The 13,950-nt window shown below is 66.2% G+C and carries 17 protein-coding genes and 1 tRNA gene; 9 read left to right on the top strand and 9 right to left on the bottom strand.

Annotation, left to right across the window (positions count from 1 at the left end):
• Nucleotides 1–15 precede the first annotated feature (15 nt).
• The 4 genes from ACFDSW_RS02875 to ACFDSW_RS02860 form a co-directional block, all read right to left on the bottom strand.
• Nucleotides 16–330 (bottom strand): hypothetical protein, encoded by a 315-nt coding sequence (locus ACFDSW_RS02875; RefSeq protein WP_375248763.1) that lies wholly within the window; start codon nucleotides 328–330, stop codon nucleotides 16–18.
• A complete protein-coding gene (locus ACFDSW_RS02870) occupies nucleotides 327–512 on the bottom strand; it encodes a hypothetical protein (RefSeq protein WP_375248762.1) in 186 nt (61 codons plus the stop codon). Before ACFDSW_RS02870 ends, ACFDSW_RS02875 begins: the two co-directional genes overlap by 4 nt.
• A complete protein-coding gene (locus ACFDSW_RS02865; RefSeq protein WP_375248761.1) occupies nucleotides 509–2,017 on the bottom strand; it encodes a PAS domain S-box protein in 1,509 nt (502 codons plus the stop codon). The genes ACFDSW_RS02870 and ACFDSW_RS02865 overlap by 4 nt, the downstream gene beginning before the upstream one ends.
• A gap of 418 nt (nucleotides 2,018–2,435) precedes the next feature.
• Nucleotides 2,436–3,986: a cryptochrome/photolyase family protein gene (locus ACFDSW_RS02860; RefSeq protein WP_375248760.1), complete on the bottom strand. Its 1,551-nt coding sequence runs from the start codon at nucleotides 3,984–3,986 to the stop codon at nucleotides 2,436–2,438.
• A gap of 74 nt (nucleotides 3,987–4,060) precedes the next feature.
• Between ACFDSW_RS02860 and ACFDSW_RS02855 the strand changes: the two genes are divergently transcribed.
• Nucleotides 4,061–5,383: an Hsp70 family protein gene (locus ACFDSW_RS02855; protein WP_375248759.1), complete on the top strand. Its 1,323-nt coding sequence runs from the start codon at nucleotides 4,061–4,063 to the stop codon at nucleotides 5,381–5,383.
• Here ACFDSW_RS02855 and ACFDSW_RS02850 read toward each other — a convergent pair.
• Nucleotides 5,374–5,511: a hypothetical protein gene (locus ACFDSW_RS02850; protein WP_375248758.1), complete on the bottom strand. Its 138-nt coding sequence runs from the start codon at nucleotides 5,509–5,511 to the stop codon at nucleotides 5,374–5,376. The two genes, ACFDSW_RS02855 and ACFDSW_RS02850, sit on opposite strands and share 10 nt — an antisense overlap.
• Before the next feature lie 153 nt (nucleotides 5,512–5,664).
• On the opposite strand from ACFDSW_RS02850, the gene ACFDSW_RS02845 reads away from it, so the two are divergent.
• The 6 genes from ACFDSW_RS02845 (at nucleotide 5,665) to ACFDSW_RS02820 (ending at nucleotide 9,289) form a co-directional block, all read left to right on the top strand.
• Entirely contained in the window at nucleotides 5,665–5,814 is a 150-nt protein-coding gene (locus ACFDSW_RS02845) for a DUF2256 domain-containing protein (RefSeq protein ID WP_375248757.1), read from the top strand.
• A 135-nt stretch (nucleotides 5,815–5,949) separates the two neighbouring features.
• Nucleotides 5,950–6,291 (top strand): SWIB/MDM2 domain-containing protein, encoded by a 342-nt coding sequence (locus ACFDSW_RS02840; RefSeq protein ID WP_375248756.1) that lies wholly within the window; start codon nucleotides 5,950–5,952, stop codon nucleotides 6,289–6,291.
• 201 nt (nucleotides 6,292–6,492) lie between these two features.
• Nucleotides 6,493–7,233, top strand: coding sequence for a Bax inhibitor-1/YccA family protein (locus ACFDSW_RS02835; protein ID WP_375248755.1), 741 nt, complete (start codon nucleotides 6,493–6,495; stop codon nucleotides 7,231–7,233).
• Between the two features lie 130 nt (nucleotides 7,234–7,363).
• Nucleotides 7,364–8,164 carry a transglutaminase family protein gene (locus ACFDSW_RS02830; RefSeq protein ID WP_375248754.1) on the top strand — a complete coding sequence of 267 codons (801 nt, stop codon included), beginning with the start codon at nucleotides 7,364–7,366 and terminating at the stop codon, nucleotides 8,162–8,164.
• A gap of 46 nt (nucleotides 8,165–8,210) precedes the next feature.
• A complete protein-coding gene (locus ACFDSW_RS02825; RefSeq protein ID WP_375248753.1) occupies nucleotides 8,211–8,525 on the top strand; it encodes a hypothetical protein in 315 nt (104 codons plus the stop codon).
• Between the two features lie 212 nt (nucleotides 8,526–8,737).
• Nucleotides 8,738–9,289 (top strand): hypothetical protein, encoded by a 552-nt coding sequence (locus ACFDSW_RS02820; protein WP_375248785.1) that lies wholly within the window; start codon nucleotides 8,738–8,740, stop codon nucleotides 9,287–9,289.
• Nucleotides 9,290–9,341: 52 nt separating this feature from the next.
• On the opposite strand, the gene ACFDSW_RS02815 is transcribed toward ACFDSW_RS02820, so the two are convergent.
• The 3 genes from ACFDSW_RS02815 to ACFDSW_RS02805 all read right to left on the bottom strand — a co-directional run bounded on the left by ACFDSW_RS02815 (nucleotide 9,342) and on the right by ACFDSW_RS02805 (nucleotide 11,144).
• Nucleotides 9,342–10,079 (bottom strand): extensin family protein, encoded by a 738-nt coding sequence (locus ACFDSW_RS02815; RefSeq protein ID WP_375248752.1) that lies wholly within the window; start codon nucleotides 10,077–10,079, stop codon nucleotides 9,342–9,344.
• Entirely contained in the window at nucleotides 10,079–10,780 is a 702-nt protein-coding gene (locus ACFDSW_RS02810; protein ID WP_375248784.1) for an NUDIX hydrolase, read from the bottom strand. The genes ACFDSW_RS02815 and ACFDSW_RS02810 overlap by 1 nt, the downstream gene beginning before the upstream one ends.
• Before the next feature lie 288 nt (nucleotides 10,781–11,068).
• A tRNA-Ala gene (locus tag ACFDSW_RS02805) sits at nucleotides 11,069–11,144 on the bottom strand.
• 245 nt (nucleotides 11,145–11,389) lie between these two features.
• Here ACFDSW_RS02805 and ACFDSW_RS02800 point away from each other — a divergent pair.
• Nucleotides 11,390–12,619: a DUF2171 domain-containing protein gene (locus ACFDSW_RS02800; protein WP_375248751.1), complete on the top strand. Its 1,230-nt coding sequence runs from the start codon at nucleotides 11,390–11,392 to the stop codon at nucleotides 12,617–12,619.
• A gap of 120 nt (nucleotides 12,620–12,739) precedes the next feature.
• Here ACFDSW_RS02800 and ACFDSW_RS02795 read toward each other — a convergent pair whose 3' ends face one another.
• On the bottom strand, nucleotides 12,740–13,660 hold the full coding sequence (locus tag ACFDSW_RS02795; protein ID WP_375248783.1) for a neutral zinc metallopeptidase: 921 nt from the start codon (nucleotides 13,658–13,660) through the stop codon (nucleotides 12,740–12,742).
• Between the two features lie 121 nt (nucleotides 13,661–13,781).
• Between ACFDSW_RS02795 and ACFDSW_RS02790 the strand changes: the two genes are divergently transcribed.
• The coding region (locus tag ACFDSW_RS02790) for an SDR family NAD(P)-dependent oxidoreductase (protein ID WP_375248782.1) at nucleotides 13,782–13,950 on the top strand (169 nt) is incomplete at its 3' end.

Here is a 13,950-nt window from a genome sequence, read left to right as displayed (position 1 = left end):
GGCCCGCCACGGTACTCAGCGCGGGCGACGGCGGGTTGCCGTCGTTGCGCCAAAGGCGGCTGCGCCAGCTCCGGCGAGCAGCGCGAGCACGAGCAGGAATGAGGTGCTGGCGCCGATACCGAAGCCGGTGGCTCCCAGTGTCGTCTCCTCAACCGGGTCGACCATCGACAGCCCGACGCCCGGGCCGAGGATGCCGGGCAGCAATTGTATCGCCACCGCCAGCATGACCCCCGCCAAGACGGCACCCCAGGACAAGCGCCGTGGAGGCACGGCGACGACCGGATCGCCAGCGGCGACTATTCCGGGTGAGACGGTGACTACCATCATCACTTGTGCTTTCCTGCGTCCGGGCGTCTCGATGTCTGGCTGTCCGGCGTGTTCGAACTTGCCTGTTGCTCCTTGCGACCCTTGGCCGCCCCGGCGTCATCGCCGATCAGCTTGCCGATCGTTTCGCGGGCGGCACGCTTGCCGCGCCGGACGCGCGACGGCTCCGCCTTATTGTCGTTGGTCATGGCGTTCCCTCTCGTCGCCCGATCGTCAGCAGATCGCCATCGAAGCCGCGCGCATGGGCCCAGGCGGCGGCGGCGGTGCGGCGATTGACGCCGATCTTGGCGTAGATGCGTGCAACATGGTTGCGCACGGTATTGCCCGACACGCCCAGCGAGCGGGCGATGCTCTTGTCGTCCAGCCCACGGCAGATGTGCGCCAGCACCTCGCGCTCCCGCGCGGTGAGGTCATCGATACCTGCGCCTTCCTCTTGCCGGGGCGCGCGCAACCGCGCGAGCTTGTCCATGATCGAGCGGCTGAACCAGCTGGTGTCCTTCATCACCGCCTCGATCGCGCCGACCAGTTCCAGTTCGGTCGCCTTCCGCTGGGTGATGTCCTGAAATGCCCACAGGACGCAGGCATCGTCCCCCAGCATGATCGCCTCGGTGGAAACCAGACAGTCGACGCAGCCATCGTCCTTGACGCTGATGCGCGCTTCCAGCGCGCGCAGATCATGCCCGTCGGCGATTGCCGTCTCGATGCTCTCACGCGCGGCGTCGACGGCCCACAGCCCCACCTCGGCGAGCGAGCGGCCGATGATTTCGGTCGGGCCATAGCCGGTCAGCGCGGTGAAGCTGGCGTTGACCTCGTACAGCCGATGCCCGTCGCGGGCGCCGATCGCCATCGGCACCGGCGCCATCTGGAAGGTCCGCGTGAAGCGTTCCTCGCTGTGCCGAAGCGCCGACTCCGCCTTTCGCCGCGGTTCAAGGTCGGCGAAGCTGAACAGCATGCACGGCTGGTCGCCCATGTCGATCGGCTGGCCGGCGACGATCACCAGTTTCGTGCCGCCGCCGGGCAACGTCAATTCCGCTTCCATCTGCGGGATCGTCCGTCCCTCCGCGAGACGCTCCTTGGCGAGATCCCGGCGCTCCGCACCGCCCAGCACGTCGATGTCGTACACCGTCCTGCACAGCACTTCGTCGCGGTTGTACCCGGTCATCTCCAGAAAGCCCTGATTGACCTTCACGAAGCGCAGGTCGGCCAACCGACAGATGATCGCCGGCGCCGGATTGGCATTGAACGATTGTTCGAAGCGATCCTCCGCCTGATATTGCGCGGTGACGTCCTGGATCACCAGCACCACGCACGACGGCTCGTCATCGTCGCGATCGTTGAGCACCAGGCTGCGGACTTGATGAACCCAGCGCGGTTCCTCGTCGCCGGCAGCGATCACCTCGACGACCACTTCCGAAAAGCAGTCACCGGCCACCACCCGCTCGATCGGATAATCATTTTTATCGAGCCGGTGATTGTTGCGGTAACGCAGTTGGAAGCGCGCGCGATATTCGTCGACGGTCGCACCAAGCTCCCCGATCTGCCGGACCCCGTGCATCGCCAGTGCGGCATCGTTGGCCCACAACAGCGTCTGGTCAGGATCGATCAGGATGACGCCTTCGTCCAACCCCGCGATGATCTGGCGCAGGTGGCGGAGATCTACGGTTTCCCGCAGCGATTTCAGGGATGTTGCCACGGCGAGCGCTTAATCGCGACGGCGGTGGATCAGCCAGCCGATCGCCTTTTCGATCTTTCCCCCGACACAATGCGCACCACCGCGCCACTCATGCTCGTTCATCATCGATCTCCGAAAAAGGATCTCGCCCTACGGGCGCGTTGCGGCGAAACGGTGCGCGGACCGCGCTCGCGCCGTCATGTGGGGCGGTGTCGATCGGCCAATGTGTCGACATACGCCCAGCGCACGGCGGTGGTGGGTCGGGGGATGGCGATCCCAACTGGGCACGGGCGAGTCCACGCGGTTCGTCTCCGCGATCGACGGCACCATGCGGCCGATCCGGAGTAAAACCTATAATAGATTAACCCGTTCCTGGTATCTTTGCGCCGATTGTCTGGTGCGGTTCAACCATATCGTCTTGCAGCGGATGGATGGACGATCACTCGTCCGGCCGGTCCCCGGCGTCGAGCCGCGCCAGAAAATCGGACGCCTGGCGCCTGATGGCGGCCCGATCCGCCGCCGGCATCCGCTCCCAGTTACGATAGGGCATCGCCAGCCGGTTATTGCCCGCCAGCCGGTCGCGGTGCCGGGCAAGAAAGTCCCAATAGAGCGCGTTGAACGGGCAGGCGTCGTCGCCGACCCGCTGCGACACCTTGTAGCGGCACTGCCCGCAATAATCGGACATGCGATTGATATAGGCGCCCGCCGAAATGTACGGCTTGGATCCCAGCAAACCGCCGTCACCGAACTGGCTCATCCCCAGCGTGTTGGGCAATTCGACCCATTCATAGGCATCGAGATAGATTTCGAGATACCATTGGTGCACCAGTTTGGGGTCGGCCCCGATCAGCAGCGCGAAATTGCCGGTCACCATCAGTCGCTGGATATGATGGGCATGGGCGGTATCCAGCGTCTGCTTCAAAGCCTGCGACAGGCAGTGCAGATCGGTGTCGCCGGTCCAGTAGAAACCGGGCAGCGGGCGCCGATGGCGAAGGAAGTTTCGATCGACGTAATCGGGCCCCTCCCGCCAGTAGATGCCGCGCATATATTCGCGCCAGCCGATGATCTGGCGAATATAGCCCTCGACGGAGTTGAGCGGCGCCCGCCCGGCGCGATATTCCGCTTCCGCCCGACGACACAGGTCAAGCGGGTCGAGCAGGCCGGAGTTGATATAGGGTGACAGGATCGAGTGCCACAGATGCGGTTCGTCGGTCAGCATCGCATCCTCGTAATCACCGAACGACGGCAGTGCGTGGCGCAGGAAATGCGCCGCCTGGCGTTCCGCGTCGCCAGCGGTGACGGCATAAGCGAAATCGTCGTCCAGCTTGCCCGGATGGTGGCCGAACCGCCGTTTGACCAGCGCGATCACTTCCCGCGTGATCGCATCGGGCGCGAACGATAGAGGGCGCGGCATCATCAGGTCGCGGGAGGCCGGCTTGCGGTTTTCCCTGTCGTAATTCCATTGGCCGCCGACCGGCTTGCCGGCGTCCATCAATAGCCCCGTCTCCGCGCGCATCTGGCGATAGAAGAACTCCATCGTCAGTTGCTTGCGCCCCTCCGCCCAGCGATCGAATTCGGCATGGCCGCACAGGAAGCGTGTGTCGGCGCGGATCTCCACGTCGATCCCGAACAGGGTTTGCCAGCTGTCCAGCATCGCGGCGACGCGCCATTCGCCCGCTTCGGTGACAATGATCCGCTTGGGTTGGTGCCGCTCGATCGCGCGCGCCAGCTCACCCGTGAAATGGCCGCTGTTGTCCGGGTCGTCGAGTCGCACGTAATCGACCTGCCATCCGGCCGAGCGCAGCGCCTCGGCATGGTGGCGCATGGCGGACAGGATATAGGCCAATTTGGTCTGGTGATGCCGGACGTAGCCAGTCTCCTCCGCGACTTCCATCATCACGATCGTGGCGTCGCCGGGATCGATGTCGCGCAGCGCTGACAGATCCAGCGACAGCTGGTCGCCCAGCACCGGAATGAGGGTAGCTACCATGGTTGCTCCAATTGCCCGCGGCGGGCGGCTGTGCGATAGGCGCCCGCCCGCGGCGGCCGGCGAAGGAGCATGACATGACCGACCGGCAAGCCGATGCGCCACGCGCCCTGGGGCTGGACTTCGGCACCACCAACAGCGTCGTCGCGCTTGCCGACGGGCAGGGCGGGGCCGGATTGGTGGATTTGCAAGGCCCCCATGGCGCATCCCCGATATTCCGCTCCGCGCTGTGTTTCTGGGAGGACGAGCAGGGCTGGAACGGCATCGCCAGCGAAGCGGGGCCGTGGGCGATCGAGGAATATCTGCAGGCGCCGCTCGACAGCCGCTTCGTCCAGTCGTTCAAGACGGTCGCCGCCAGCCCGTTGTTCGAACGCACGCTGATCTTCAACAAACCGTTCCGGTTCGAGGATCTGGGCCGCCTGTTGCTGCAAAAGCTGGTGCGGCATGCCGGCGGGGCGCTCGACCACCGGTCGAGGCGTGTCATCGTCGGACGCCCGGTCGCCTTCGCGGGTGCGCGCGCCGACGCGGCGCTGGCACGCCAGCGTTATGACCTGATGCTGCGAGAATTCGGGACGGAGGTGCACTATGTGTACGAACCGCTCGGCGCGGCCCATAGCTATGCGACGCGGCTGACGCGCGCAGCGACGATCCTGGTGGCGGACTTCGGAGGCGGAACGACCGATTTCTCGGTCGTGCGCGTCGCGGAGCCGGGCGCGGCGCGGCGTTGCGTTCCGCTGGCGGCGGCGGGCGTGGGGATCGCTGGCGACCGTTTCGACCAGCGTATCGTCAACAAGCTGGTCGCTCCGTTGCTCGGCAAGGGCACCTATTATCGCTCCTTCGGCAAACGGCTCGAAGTGCCCGGCGGGTATTTCGCCGATGTCAGCGATTGGTCGCGGCTCGCGATGATGCGCAATCGCCGCACGCTGGACGAGTTGCGAAAGCTGCACCGCGATGCCGAACAGCCCGAGGCGATCGAGCGGTTGATCGCACTGATCGAGAATGAGCAGGGCTATCCGTTGTATGATGCCGTCGGCACGCTGAAACGCGCGCTGTCCGATCAGGAAGAAGCCGCGTTCCGTTTCGAAGGCGGAGGGATCAGCGTCGAGGCGCGGGTGCGTCGCGCCGAGTTCGAGGCATGGATCGCGGACGATCTTGCACGGATCGATGCCGCCCTTGATCGCGCGATGACGCGCGCCGGGCTCGATGCGGAGTCGATCGATCAGGTCTTCATGACCGGTGGATCGTCGCTGATCCCGGCGATCCGCGCGATGTTCGTGGCGCGTTTCGGGGCCGAGCGGATCGCGAGCGGCGGGGAATTGACGTCGATCGCACACGGCCTGGCACTGATCGGCGACAGCGCCGATCTGGCCAGTTGGGTCGCCGACGACGATCAGGCCTGACGCTGCGCCAAACGCTCCGCCATCGCCCGCTCGACCGGGGTAAGCCCGGCAAGTGGATCGCTGTTGATCCGACGGGGCTGCGCGCCAGGCGCGGGACGACGGAACAGGCTGAGCGTGGTACGGGTCATGACGGCCTCTTGCTCCCATGTACGCGGGGCGTGATTGGAACCGCGATAACGGCGATTTTTCCGGTTTGTTCCGGGCATGCCCGGCCCTGAACGATCCATATCACCCCATCGCAAGCGGCAACCTTTCGCCCGCCGCCGCCGTTCGATCGCGCGATGGCGCACAGGAAACCCCATTTGCCCGAAAAGATCTGTGCCAGCTGCCACCGGCCGTTCGCATGGCGACGGAAATGGGCGCGGGATTGGGAACAGGTCCGCTATTGCTCCGACCGGTGTCGCGGCATCGGGGCGCAGCCAGCGCCGTGACCGGTCCGGGGCATTTCGCCACGCCGGGCGCCTGCCGGCGAATGACCTTCTTTCACTGTTCGTGCGACGAACGTTGCGTCCTGACGCATTTGGCGGCACGCTCGCAACCAGTTGAGTGGAGACGGGAGAAGATGAATGGCTAAGTCGGCGGAAAAGCGCGGCAAGGACGAGACCAAGTCAGCCGAGAAGAAGGTGAAGGCCACCGGCAAGCCGGCGAGCGGCGCGCGCGGTGGCATTACCGCCCCGGTCACCCCGTCCGCCGATCTGGCCGAAATTGTCGGCAGCAAGGATCTGCCGCGCAGCGAGGTGGTCAGCAAGGTCTGGGAATATATCAAGAAGCACGATCTGCAGGACGCCAAGGACCGTCGCCAGATCAATGCCGACGACAAACTGCACAAGATCTTCGGCAAGAAGTCGGTGTCGATGTTCGAGATGAACAAGCATCTCAGCGCACATCTGACCGCGAAGAAGGCCTGAGCGCCACGGATATCGAAACTGCCCGCCCCGGCACGGTCGCCGGGGCGGGCTTCGGCCGGGTCATGCGGCCGGCGCCGAATGAAATCTCTGTAACGAACCGTGTCTGCCGCCGTAACGAGCCGGCGCTTTCTTGAATTTTAGCGTTGAGCGGGCGATATTCGTGTGATCCGGCATATGGCCGGATGAAGGAGCGAGGATATAATGGCTAACTGGTCCGATAACCGGCCCTCCGCTGCCCCGTTCGGCGGGACCGCGTCGGGCACCCGCACCGAGGCGTTCGACGCCGGGCTGCGGTCATATATGCTGTCGGTCTACAACTACATGGCGTCCGGTGTGCTGCTGACGGGTATCGTCGCGCTGCTGTTCGCGATGTCGGGAGCCGCGGCGACGGTGTTCCAGACGCCGCTGCGCTGGGTCATCACGCTGGCGCCGCTCGGCTTCGTCTTCGCGATGAGCTTCGGGCAGGGCAAATTCTCGACGTCGACGCTGAAGCTGATGTTCTGGGGCTTCGCGGTGACGATGGGGCTGTCGCTGTCGACGATCTTCCTCGTCTATTCGCCGGTTGCGATCGCGCAGGCGTTCTTCGCCACCGCGGCGGGGTTCGGCGCGCTGAGCCTGTATGGCTATACCACGAAGCGTGATCTGTCGGCGTTCGGCACGTTCCTGATCATCGGGCTCGTCGGCCTGATCGTCGCCAGCCTGATCAATCTGTTCGTGCAGTCGGGTCCGCTGGGTCTGGTGATTTCGCTGGTTGGCGTGCTGCTGTTCGCGGGGCTTACCGCTTATGACACGCAGCGCACCAAGAGCCTGTATTTCCAGGTCGCCGGTTACGGCGCGGAGATGGTGGGCAAGGCGATCGTGATGTCGGCGCTGAGCCTCTATCTCGATTTCATCAACATGTTCCTTTTCATCCTGCGGCTTTTCGGCGGCAATCGCGACTGATCATCGCGACGCAGTGAGGCTTCCGAAAGGGTCCGATGGGCAACCATCGGGCCCTTTTTTGTGGGCGGGCGTCCGCGATCGCCCTGCCGCCGCGATCGAACCACCGGCACCGGTGCAGGGGAAAGACGAGATGCGACTGACGATTCATGCCCATCTCGACTATGCCTTTCCGGCGCCAGCGGACGTACTGTTGCAGGTCGAGGTCGCCGCACAGCCCGATCAGCGACTGGAGACACAATCGCTGACGATCCATTCCGATCATCCGATCCGCGCGGTCGCGGGCGAGGAGGGTATCGGGCAGCGTTGCTGGGCGCGTGGTGAGGGGCGGCTCGTCGCGGACTATCGCGCGACCGTATCGATCTCGCGCCCGACGACTGTCCTGTCGGCGCTTGCGGCTACCCCGGTCGCGCTGCTGCCGCCGGAGACGATCGCCTATCTGCTGCCAAGCCGCTATTGTGAGAGCGATCGCTTCGAGCCCTGGGTTCAGCGGCGGTTCGCGGGCCTGTCCGGCGGACACATGGCGGATGCACTCGCGAGCTGGGTGAACGGCGCGCTCGTAAATGGCGCGGACGGCAGCGCGGGCCGGGCGGGCGCGCTGGAGACGTTCGCCGCGCGGCGCGGCGTGTGTCGCGATTACGCGCATGTGCTCGTCGCACTGGCACGAGCGGCGGAGATCCCGGCGCGGTGCGTCGCGGTCTATGCGCCTGGAGTCGATCCGCCCGATTTTCATGCCGTCGCGGAATTGTGGCTGGATGGCGCGTGGCGGTTGATCGACGCGACCGGGATGGCGACGCCGGAAGAGATGGCGCGGGTGGCGGTCGGGCGCGACGCGACCGATATCGCCTTCATGACGATCTTCGGCAACGCCACCCTGCTGGCGCAGCGCGTGTCGGTGCAGCGCGGGTGGGGTGAAAGGAACGGGGCGAAGTGACCGGACGTTGTCGGCCCGTTACTCATCAGACACGCAGGAGACACACATGACCGACCCGACCAACGATCAGCGGCCGATCGACGAGCGGGCGATCGCCAGCCTGTCGGTCGCCCCCGATGCGCCGAATGATGATGAGGCTGCTTCGTCCGGCACGCCGGCCGGGAATGCCGGTGGCAGCAAGGACGCGCGCCAGGATGCGGGCCGCGACCCCACGCTAGCGCATGACAAGCTCGACGAGGCGCTGGACGAGACGATGGATGCGTCGGATCCGGTGTCAGCGACGCAGCCCGGCCGCGGCGAGCCGGCGCCTTCGTCGGGCTTCAACGCGGCCGAGGAAGCCGAGCGTCAGCGCGACGCCTGAGCCGGGTGACGGACCGCCCTCTGTTGCGATGTTGCCTGATTGCCGCAGAGGGCAATGCATTTCCTTCCTATGTCATCGTTTCGTCGCATCGATGTTGCGGTGCGGCACAGTCCGTGATCGATTGTTGTTCGGTGAGACGGCGCGCTTAAGGCTGGCGTTAACCAACCAGGCGCATCGTCTCCCGACGCAACAACGTGGGGCGGGGTGTGACGATGGGAAGCAGAGGACGGCCGGCCGAAGGTGCGATGACGCTGGCGGAAATGAAGGAGTTCGCCGGTTTCGGCGCGTCGACGCAGCGCTATATCCGGCGCAGCCTCGACGTCGGGCTGGATCGCGAGGATGCGCTGGGCCGCTGGTCGCGCGATCTGGTAGAGGCGGCGAGCATCCGGGCGCAGGCGCAGCATTATCGACGTCTGCAGGCGATCCGCGATCTGGTGCCGGGCGATAGCGGCCTGCAGGCGTCCGAGCAGGTCATGGCGCCGCTGATCACGCTGACGGCGTTCGATCTGGGGCAGGGGCGGCTGACGAGCTTCTCGGCCTATCGCTTCCTGTATGAGCGGTTGGTCGGTGCGCAGGTGAGGCCGTGGCTGCCTTCCGCCTTTTGCGCGGCGGCGGCGATGCCGCAGCTTCATCCCGAACTGCGGCGCAAGCTGCTTCAGTCGATCAGCGAGGCTGCCGCGACAGCGTCGGGCTGGTCCTCACGGCAGCCGGCCTTCTTCCCCTATTGGGTCGAGAAGGTGGATATGACCGCGCTGCCGCATTGAGGCTGGCCGCACCCGTCCGGGGGGACGGGTGCCGTGTGGTTGTGCGATATCTTCAGCGGCAGGCCCGTCCGCCGACCGCGCCCCGCGCCGCCTGGTCGAGGTGCAGATGGTCGCGATGTGCCTCGTTATAGTCCGGCGACAGCACCGTCGCGAACAGGTCGCACGCGCCGTCGCGCACCGTGCGCAGGAACGCGGCCTTGTCGCCTTCGTCGCGCCAGTCCCCGACGATGCTGATGCGTCGGCCGTCGGCCAGGCGGAAGCCCGCGATGTCGATCGCATTGGCGGTGGCATGCTCGCTCCATGATCCGGCGTCGCGGCCGTACAGGCGGCGGCAGGCATAGCTGCCGAAATGCTCGATGCGGGTGACGCGCTGGCCGAAATAGCGTTGCGCCGCCGGGGCGACGACATTCCACTCCCACATGGCCAGCGCCGCCGCGACCGCGCAGGACGTCCCCGGTGACGATGGCGTGAAGGCGATCCTCCGTGCGCCGCGATCGGCCAACCGGATGGCCTCGTCATAGCCGCAGGACCCTTCGCCGGCCGGCCGCCGCGCGGGCAAGGCGGTATAGGCGACGCCGGCCCGATCGAGCAGTGCGCGACAGCGCGCCGGCTCATCGACCAGCGCGGTCAGTTTGCGGCCGGTGAACAGCCCCACCGGCTGGCCCAGGTCGAGCGCGGTCCATGGCAGGTCCTGTGGCCGACCACGCAGATAACCCCATCCGACCAGCGCGGCGATCGCGACGATCGAAAGCGCGACCATCCAGCCGATCGTGTGACGGACGGCGCGCATCAACCGCGCATGGCATTGTCCAGCCGCTCCGAAGTCACCGGATAACCGAGATCCTCGGGTATGCAGAGATACGCCTCGCCGTCGCGGGTTTCGGGCCACGGCGTCACGGTTCGTTGCGGCGTCGCGCGGGCATGCGCCGCGGCGGACTCGAAACTGTCGAACTGCGCCAGCCGTTCGAGGTTGCGCCGCGTGGGGAAGATGACCGCCAGCCGCCCCGCGTCGGCCTCGTCGAGCATATGCTGCGCGGTCGCCCAGACGAGCCGGACATTCTCCGTCTGGTCGACGGTCGCGGACGGCGCATCGGCGGGCAGGCGCGCGAGGAAGAATCGGGTGTCGAAGATCCGCATATGGCGGTGGGCCGGGCGCCAGCGTGCGAATGGCACCAGTTGATCGAGCGCCAGCGTGGTGCCTGCCTCCGCCAGCACCTCGCCGAAGGGCCGGCCTTCGTGCAGCGCCGCCCGCATATGGTCCAGGGCCGCGGTGCCGGGCATATCCGCCAGCCCGACGGGCAAGCCGGCCTCCTCGATCGTCTCGCGTACCGCGCCGATCCGGGCGGCAAGATCCTCTCCGCCGCCCAACGCGCTGGCCAGCAGGTGGTCGCCCGGATCGATCCGCCCGCCGGGGAAGACCATCGCACCGGCGGCAAAGGCCATCGCCTTCGCCCGCTCCACCATCAGCAGTTGCGGCGCCCCGGACGGCATGTCGCGGAACACCACCAGCGTCGCCGCGGGGATCGCCTCCGGCAACGCGCCGTCGTCGCCGAAGTGACTGTCATTGAAGCTGCGATCGATCATCGGCTGTCCCTTTCGGATCGCACGGGCACCGCCCGGCGTCCCGCCAGTGACGAGACGCATGATCCTCTCCTACGTTGCGGCATCATCACGTGCCGCGTGACGCAGGGCAAGCCCGCCGCATGATGCGTGCGGGCGACACCGCGGATCGGTATCACGCAATCGATAACGGGCGGCGCGAGGCGGAAAATGGCGGGCTGGTGGAGCTGAGGGGAATCGAACCCCTGACCTCTGCAGTGCGATTGCAGCGCTCTCCCATCTGAGCTACAGCCCCGCCCGGCATCCCGACGTCGTCGGGGAGCGCCGCCATTAGCGGGCGCATCCGGCCGATGCAACACCCCTCAAGTCACCCGGCGCGATTTTCCTTGCAGGTGGGACGCGGCCCAGTCGTTCGACGGACGCGACGGACGCCCGTTGCTGCCGCGTAACGACAGGAACGAATGCCGGGCTCGATCCTTAACCGTACACTTGTGACGCGGCAGACAGGCCGTGCGCAGGCGTTTGAAGCAGGAGGACGTGATGGCCTACGAACGCAATCCCCGCGGCGGCAACCCGCAGGGCGACTATTATAATCGCGGCGAAACCCAGGATTACGGGCGCGATTACGGATCGGGTCGTTCCTACAGCTACTCCAGCGCGCGTGACTATGAGAGCGCCGGACGTTTCGATCGCGACCGCGACGATGATCGTGGCGGCTACGCACGCGACGCTTATGGCAGCCGGGATCGCGGCGGTTACGGCCGCGACAGCTATGGCCAGTCGGACTATGGACGCGACGATCGCGATGGCGGTCGCGGTTATGGCCGTCGCGAAGAGACGGGCGATCGTTACGGCGCCTACGGCCGTGGCGGCGACGATCGTTATGGCCAGTACGGGCGGCAGGGCTCGTATGGCGCATCGAACCAGTCGAACTATGCACGTGGTGACGAATATCACGGCAGCTACGCCTCCGACGGTCGTCGCTTCGAGGATGTCGGCGCACGCCGCCACTGGGACGACGACAATGCGCGGCAGCGCGGCGATCGCGACCAGCACCGTGATCGCGGCCAATCCTATGGCCGTCAGCCGCAGGGCTACGACTATGACGACCGGGGCTTCCTGGCACGTGCCGGTGACGAGGTGCGCTCGTGGTTCGGCGACGAGGATGCCGAACGCCGTCGCGAGATGGATAGCCGCTACGACGATCGTTATTACAACCAGCAGGGCGGGTCGCACAGCGACGGCGACTATCACTCCTGGCGCTCGGGCCAGATCGCGGCGCTCGATCGCGACTATCACGAATACCGGCAGGAAAACCGCTCGAAGTTCGAGAATGAATTCTCGTCCTGGCGCAGCAATCGCCAGACCCAGCGCGATTCGCTGAACAAGGTGCAGGAGCATGCCGAGGTACTCGGTTCGGACGGCAGCCATGTCGGCACCGTCGACAAGGTACGCGGCGACCGTATCCTGCTGACCAAGAACGATCCGGATGCCGGCGGCCAGCACCATTCGATTCCGTCGAGCTGGATCAAGAGCGTCGAGGACAAGAAGGTGACGTTGTCCAAGACCGCCGACGAGGCCAAGCAGCATTGGCGCAATGAAGAGAACAGCCAGGCGATGTTCGGCTATGGCGATCGTACCGGTAACGATCGTGATCGCAGCACCGGCGCGTCCACCGGCACGTCGGCCTCGGGCGCGACGTCGGGTAATGACACGGGCTCGGCCACCGGCGGGACGAACCTCAATCGCAGCTTCTCCGGTACGTACTGACCGGAGTGCGGTGAACGCGGGTGTTGTGGTGATCCCCGCGTGATCGGAAAGGGCCCGGGTGGTGACACCCGGGCCCTTTTTCGTGCGCGCTTCGAGGGGCCGCCCGAATGGCGGCGCGGATCACACCGCGCCGGAGAAGGTGTCGCAGGCTGCGGGATCGCCGCTCTGCATGCCGCGCCGTAGCCATTCCTGCCGCTGCGCCGAGGTGCCGTGCGTGAAGCTGTCGGGCACCACGCGCCCTTGCGCTTCGCGTTGCAGCGTGTCGTCGCCGATCGCCTGGGCGGCGCGCATTCCTTCCTCGACGTCGCCGGGATCGAGACGATCGCGGTTGGCCGCCGCCCATACGCCGGCATAGCAATCCGCCTGCAGCTCGAGCTTTACCGACAGCGCATTGCCTTCCGCGCGGCTGGCCCGCGCCTGTGCCTGCTGCACCTGCGACGACGTGCCGAGCAGATTCTGTATGTGATGACCGAATTCATGGGCGACGACATAATATTGCGCGAAATCACCGGGTGCCTTGAACCGGTTCTGCAACTCGTCGAAAAATTCGGTGTCGAGGTAGATCCCCTGATCGGTCGGACAATAGAACGGCCCCATCGCCGACATCGCCGCGCCGCAGCCCGAGGTGCCGGAACCGCTGAAGAAGCGCAGCGCGGGCGGCGCGAAGCGCTCGTTCGATCGCGCGAAAAGCTGCTCCCACGTCTTCTGCGCGCTGCTGAACGCCTGACAGGTGGTGCGCCGCGCCGGGCTTGCCTCGCATATCGCTTTGGTATCCTCGCGGCCGCCGGCACCGGCACCGGCGGACTGACCGATCTGGGTCGTCGGCGCCGATCCGCCGCCGAGCAGCGAACCGAGATTGCCGAGCCCGCCGAAGACCGCGAGCAGGATCAGGACCACGACGATCCCCCCGCAACCGAAGCGGCTGCCGATCAGCGGCAGCAGTCCCAGCAGCAAGCCGCCCCCGCCACCGCCACCGCCCAGGCCGCCGCCCCCGCGCGCCTCGCCGACATTGATGTCCGGATCATAATCGTCGAGCCGCATGGCGCCTTCCCCCAGGTTCGATCGTTGCTGTCCCGGCATGAATGCGCGCGATGGGGCGCGGGTTGCAACCGGCGGGCGCGTGGTCGATGGCGATTTCGGACGACAGAGGGAGACGAGCAGCATGTTCCTGAAGGGAAAGAGTGCGATCGTGACGGGATCGACATCGGGCATCGGGTTGTCGATCGCCCGCGCGCTGGCCGGGGAGGGGGCGCAGGTGATGCTCAACGGCTTCGGTGACGGGGATGCGATCGAGCGGGCACGCGCGGACGTGAGCGCCGCCAGCGGCGCCG

Origin of the sequence: Sphingomonas sp. (assembly GCF_042091075.1) — a bacterium.
GTDB lineage: Bacteria > Pseudomonadota > Alphaproteobacteria > Sphingomonadales > Sphingomonadaceae > Sphingomonas.
Note: the sequence above shows the minus strand (reverse complement) of the source record. Positions and strands in the feature narration are given on the sequence as shown.

Bases quoted from the DNA above. Each gene is read 5' to 3' on its own strand.
- ACFDSW_RS02860 (WP_375248760.1), bottom strand. From the start codon at position 3,986: ATGGTAGCTACCCTCATTCCGGTGCTGGGCGACCAGCTGTCGCTGGAT.
- ACFDSW_RS02830 (WP_375248754.1), top strand. From the start codon at position 7,364: ATGCGACTGACGATTCATGCCCATCTCGACTATGCCTTTCCGGCGCCA.
- ACFDSW_RS02845 (WP_375248757.1), top strand. From the start codon at position 5,665: ATGGCGCACAGGAAACCCCATTTGCCCGAAAAGATCTGTGCCAGCTGC.
- ACFDSW_RS02840 (WP_375248756.1), top strand. From the start codon at position 5,950: ATGGCTAAGTCGGCGGAAAAGCGCGGCAAGGACGAGACCAAGTCAGCC.
- ACFDSW_RS02800 (WP_375248751.1), top strand. From the start codon at position 11,390: ATGGCCTACGAACGCAATCCCCGCGGCGGCAACCCGCAGGGCGACTAT.
- ACFDSW_RS02810 (WP_375248784.1), bottom strand. From the start codon at position 10,780: ATGCCGTCCGGGGCGCCGCAACTGCTGATGGTGGAGCGGGCGAAGGCG.
- ACFDSW_RS02870 (WP_375248762.1), bottom strand. From the start codon at position 512: ATGACCAACGACAATAAGGCGGAGCCGTCGCGCGTCCGGCGCGGCAAG.
- ACFDSW_RS02815 (WP_375248752.1), bottom strand. From the start codon at position 10,079: ATGCGCGCCGTCCGTCACACGATCGGCTGGATGGTCGCGCTTTCGATC.
- ACFDSW_RS02825 (WP_375248753.1), top strand. From the start codon at position 8,211: ATGACCGACCCGACCAACGATCAGCGGCCGATCGACGAGCGGGCGATC.
- ACFDSW_RS02820 (WP_375248785.1), top strand. From the start codon at position 8,738: ATGGGAAGCAGAGGACGGCCGGCCGAAGGTGCGATGACGCTGGCGGAA.
- ACFDSW_RS02850 (WP_375248758.1), bottom strand. From the start codon at position 5,511: ATGACCCGTACCACGCTCAGCCTGTTCCGTCGTCCCGCGCCTGGCGCG.
- ACFDSW_RS02835 (WP_375248755.1), top strand. From the start codon at position 6,493: ATGGCTAACTGGTCCGATAACCGGCCCTCCGCTGCCCCGTTCGGCGGG.
- ACFDSW_RS02795 (WP_375248783.1), bottom strand. From the start codon at position 13,660: ATGCGGCTCGACGATTATGATCCGGACATCAATGTCGGCGAGGCGCGC.
- ACFDSW_RS02855 (WP_375248759.1), top strand. From the start codon at position 4,061: ATGACCGACCGGCAAGCCGATGCGCCACGCGCCCTGGGGCTGGACTTC.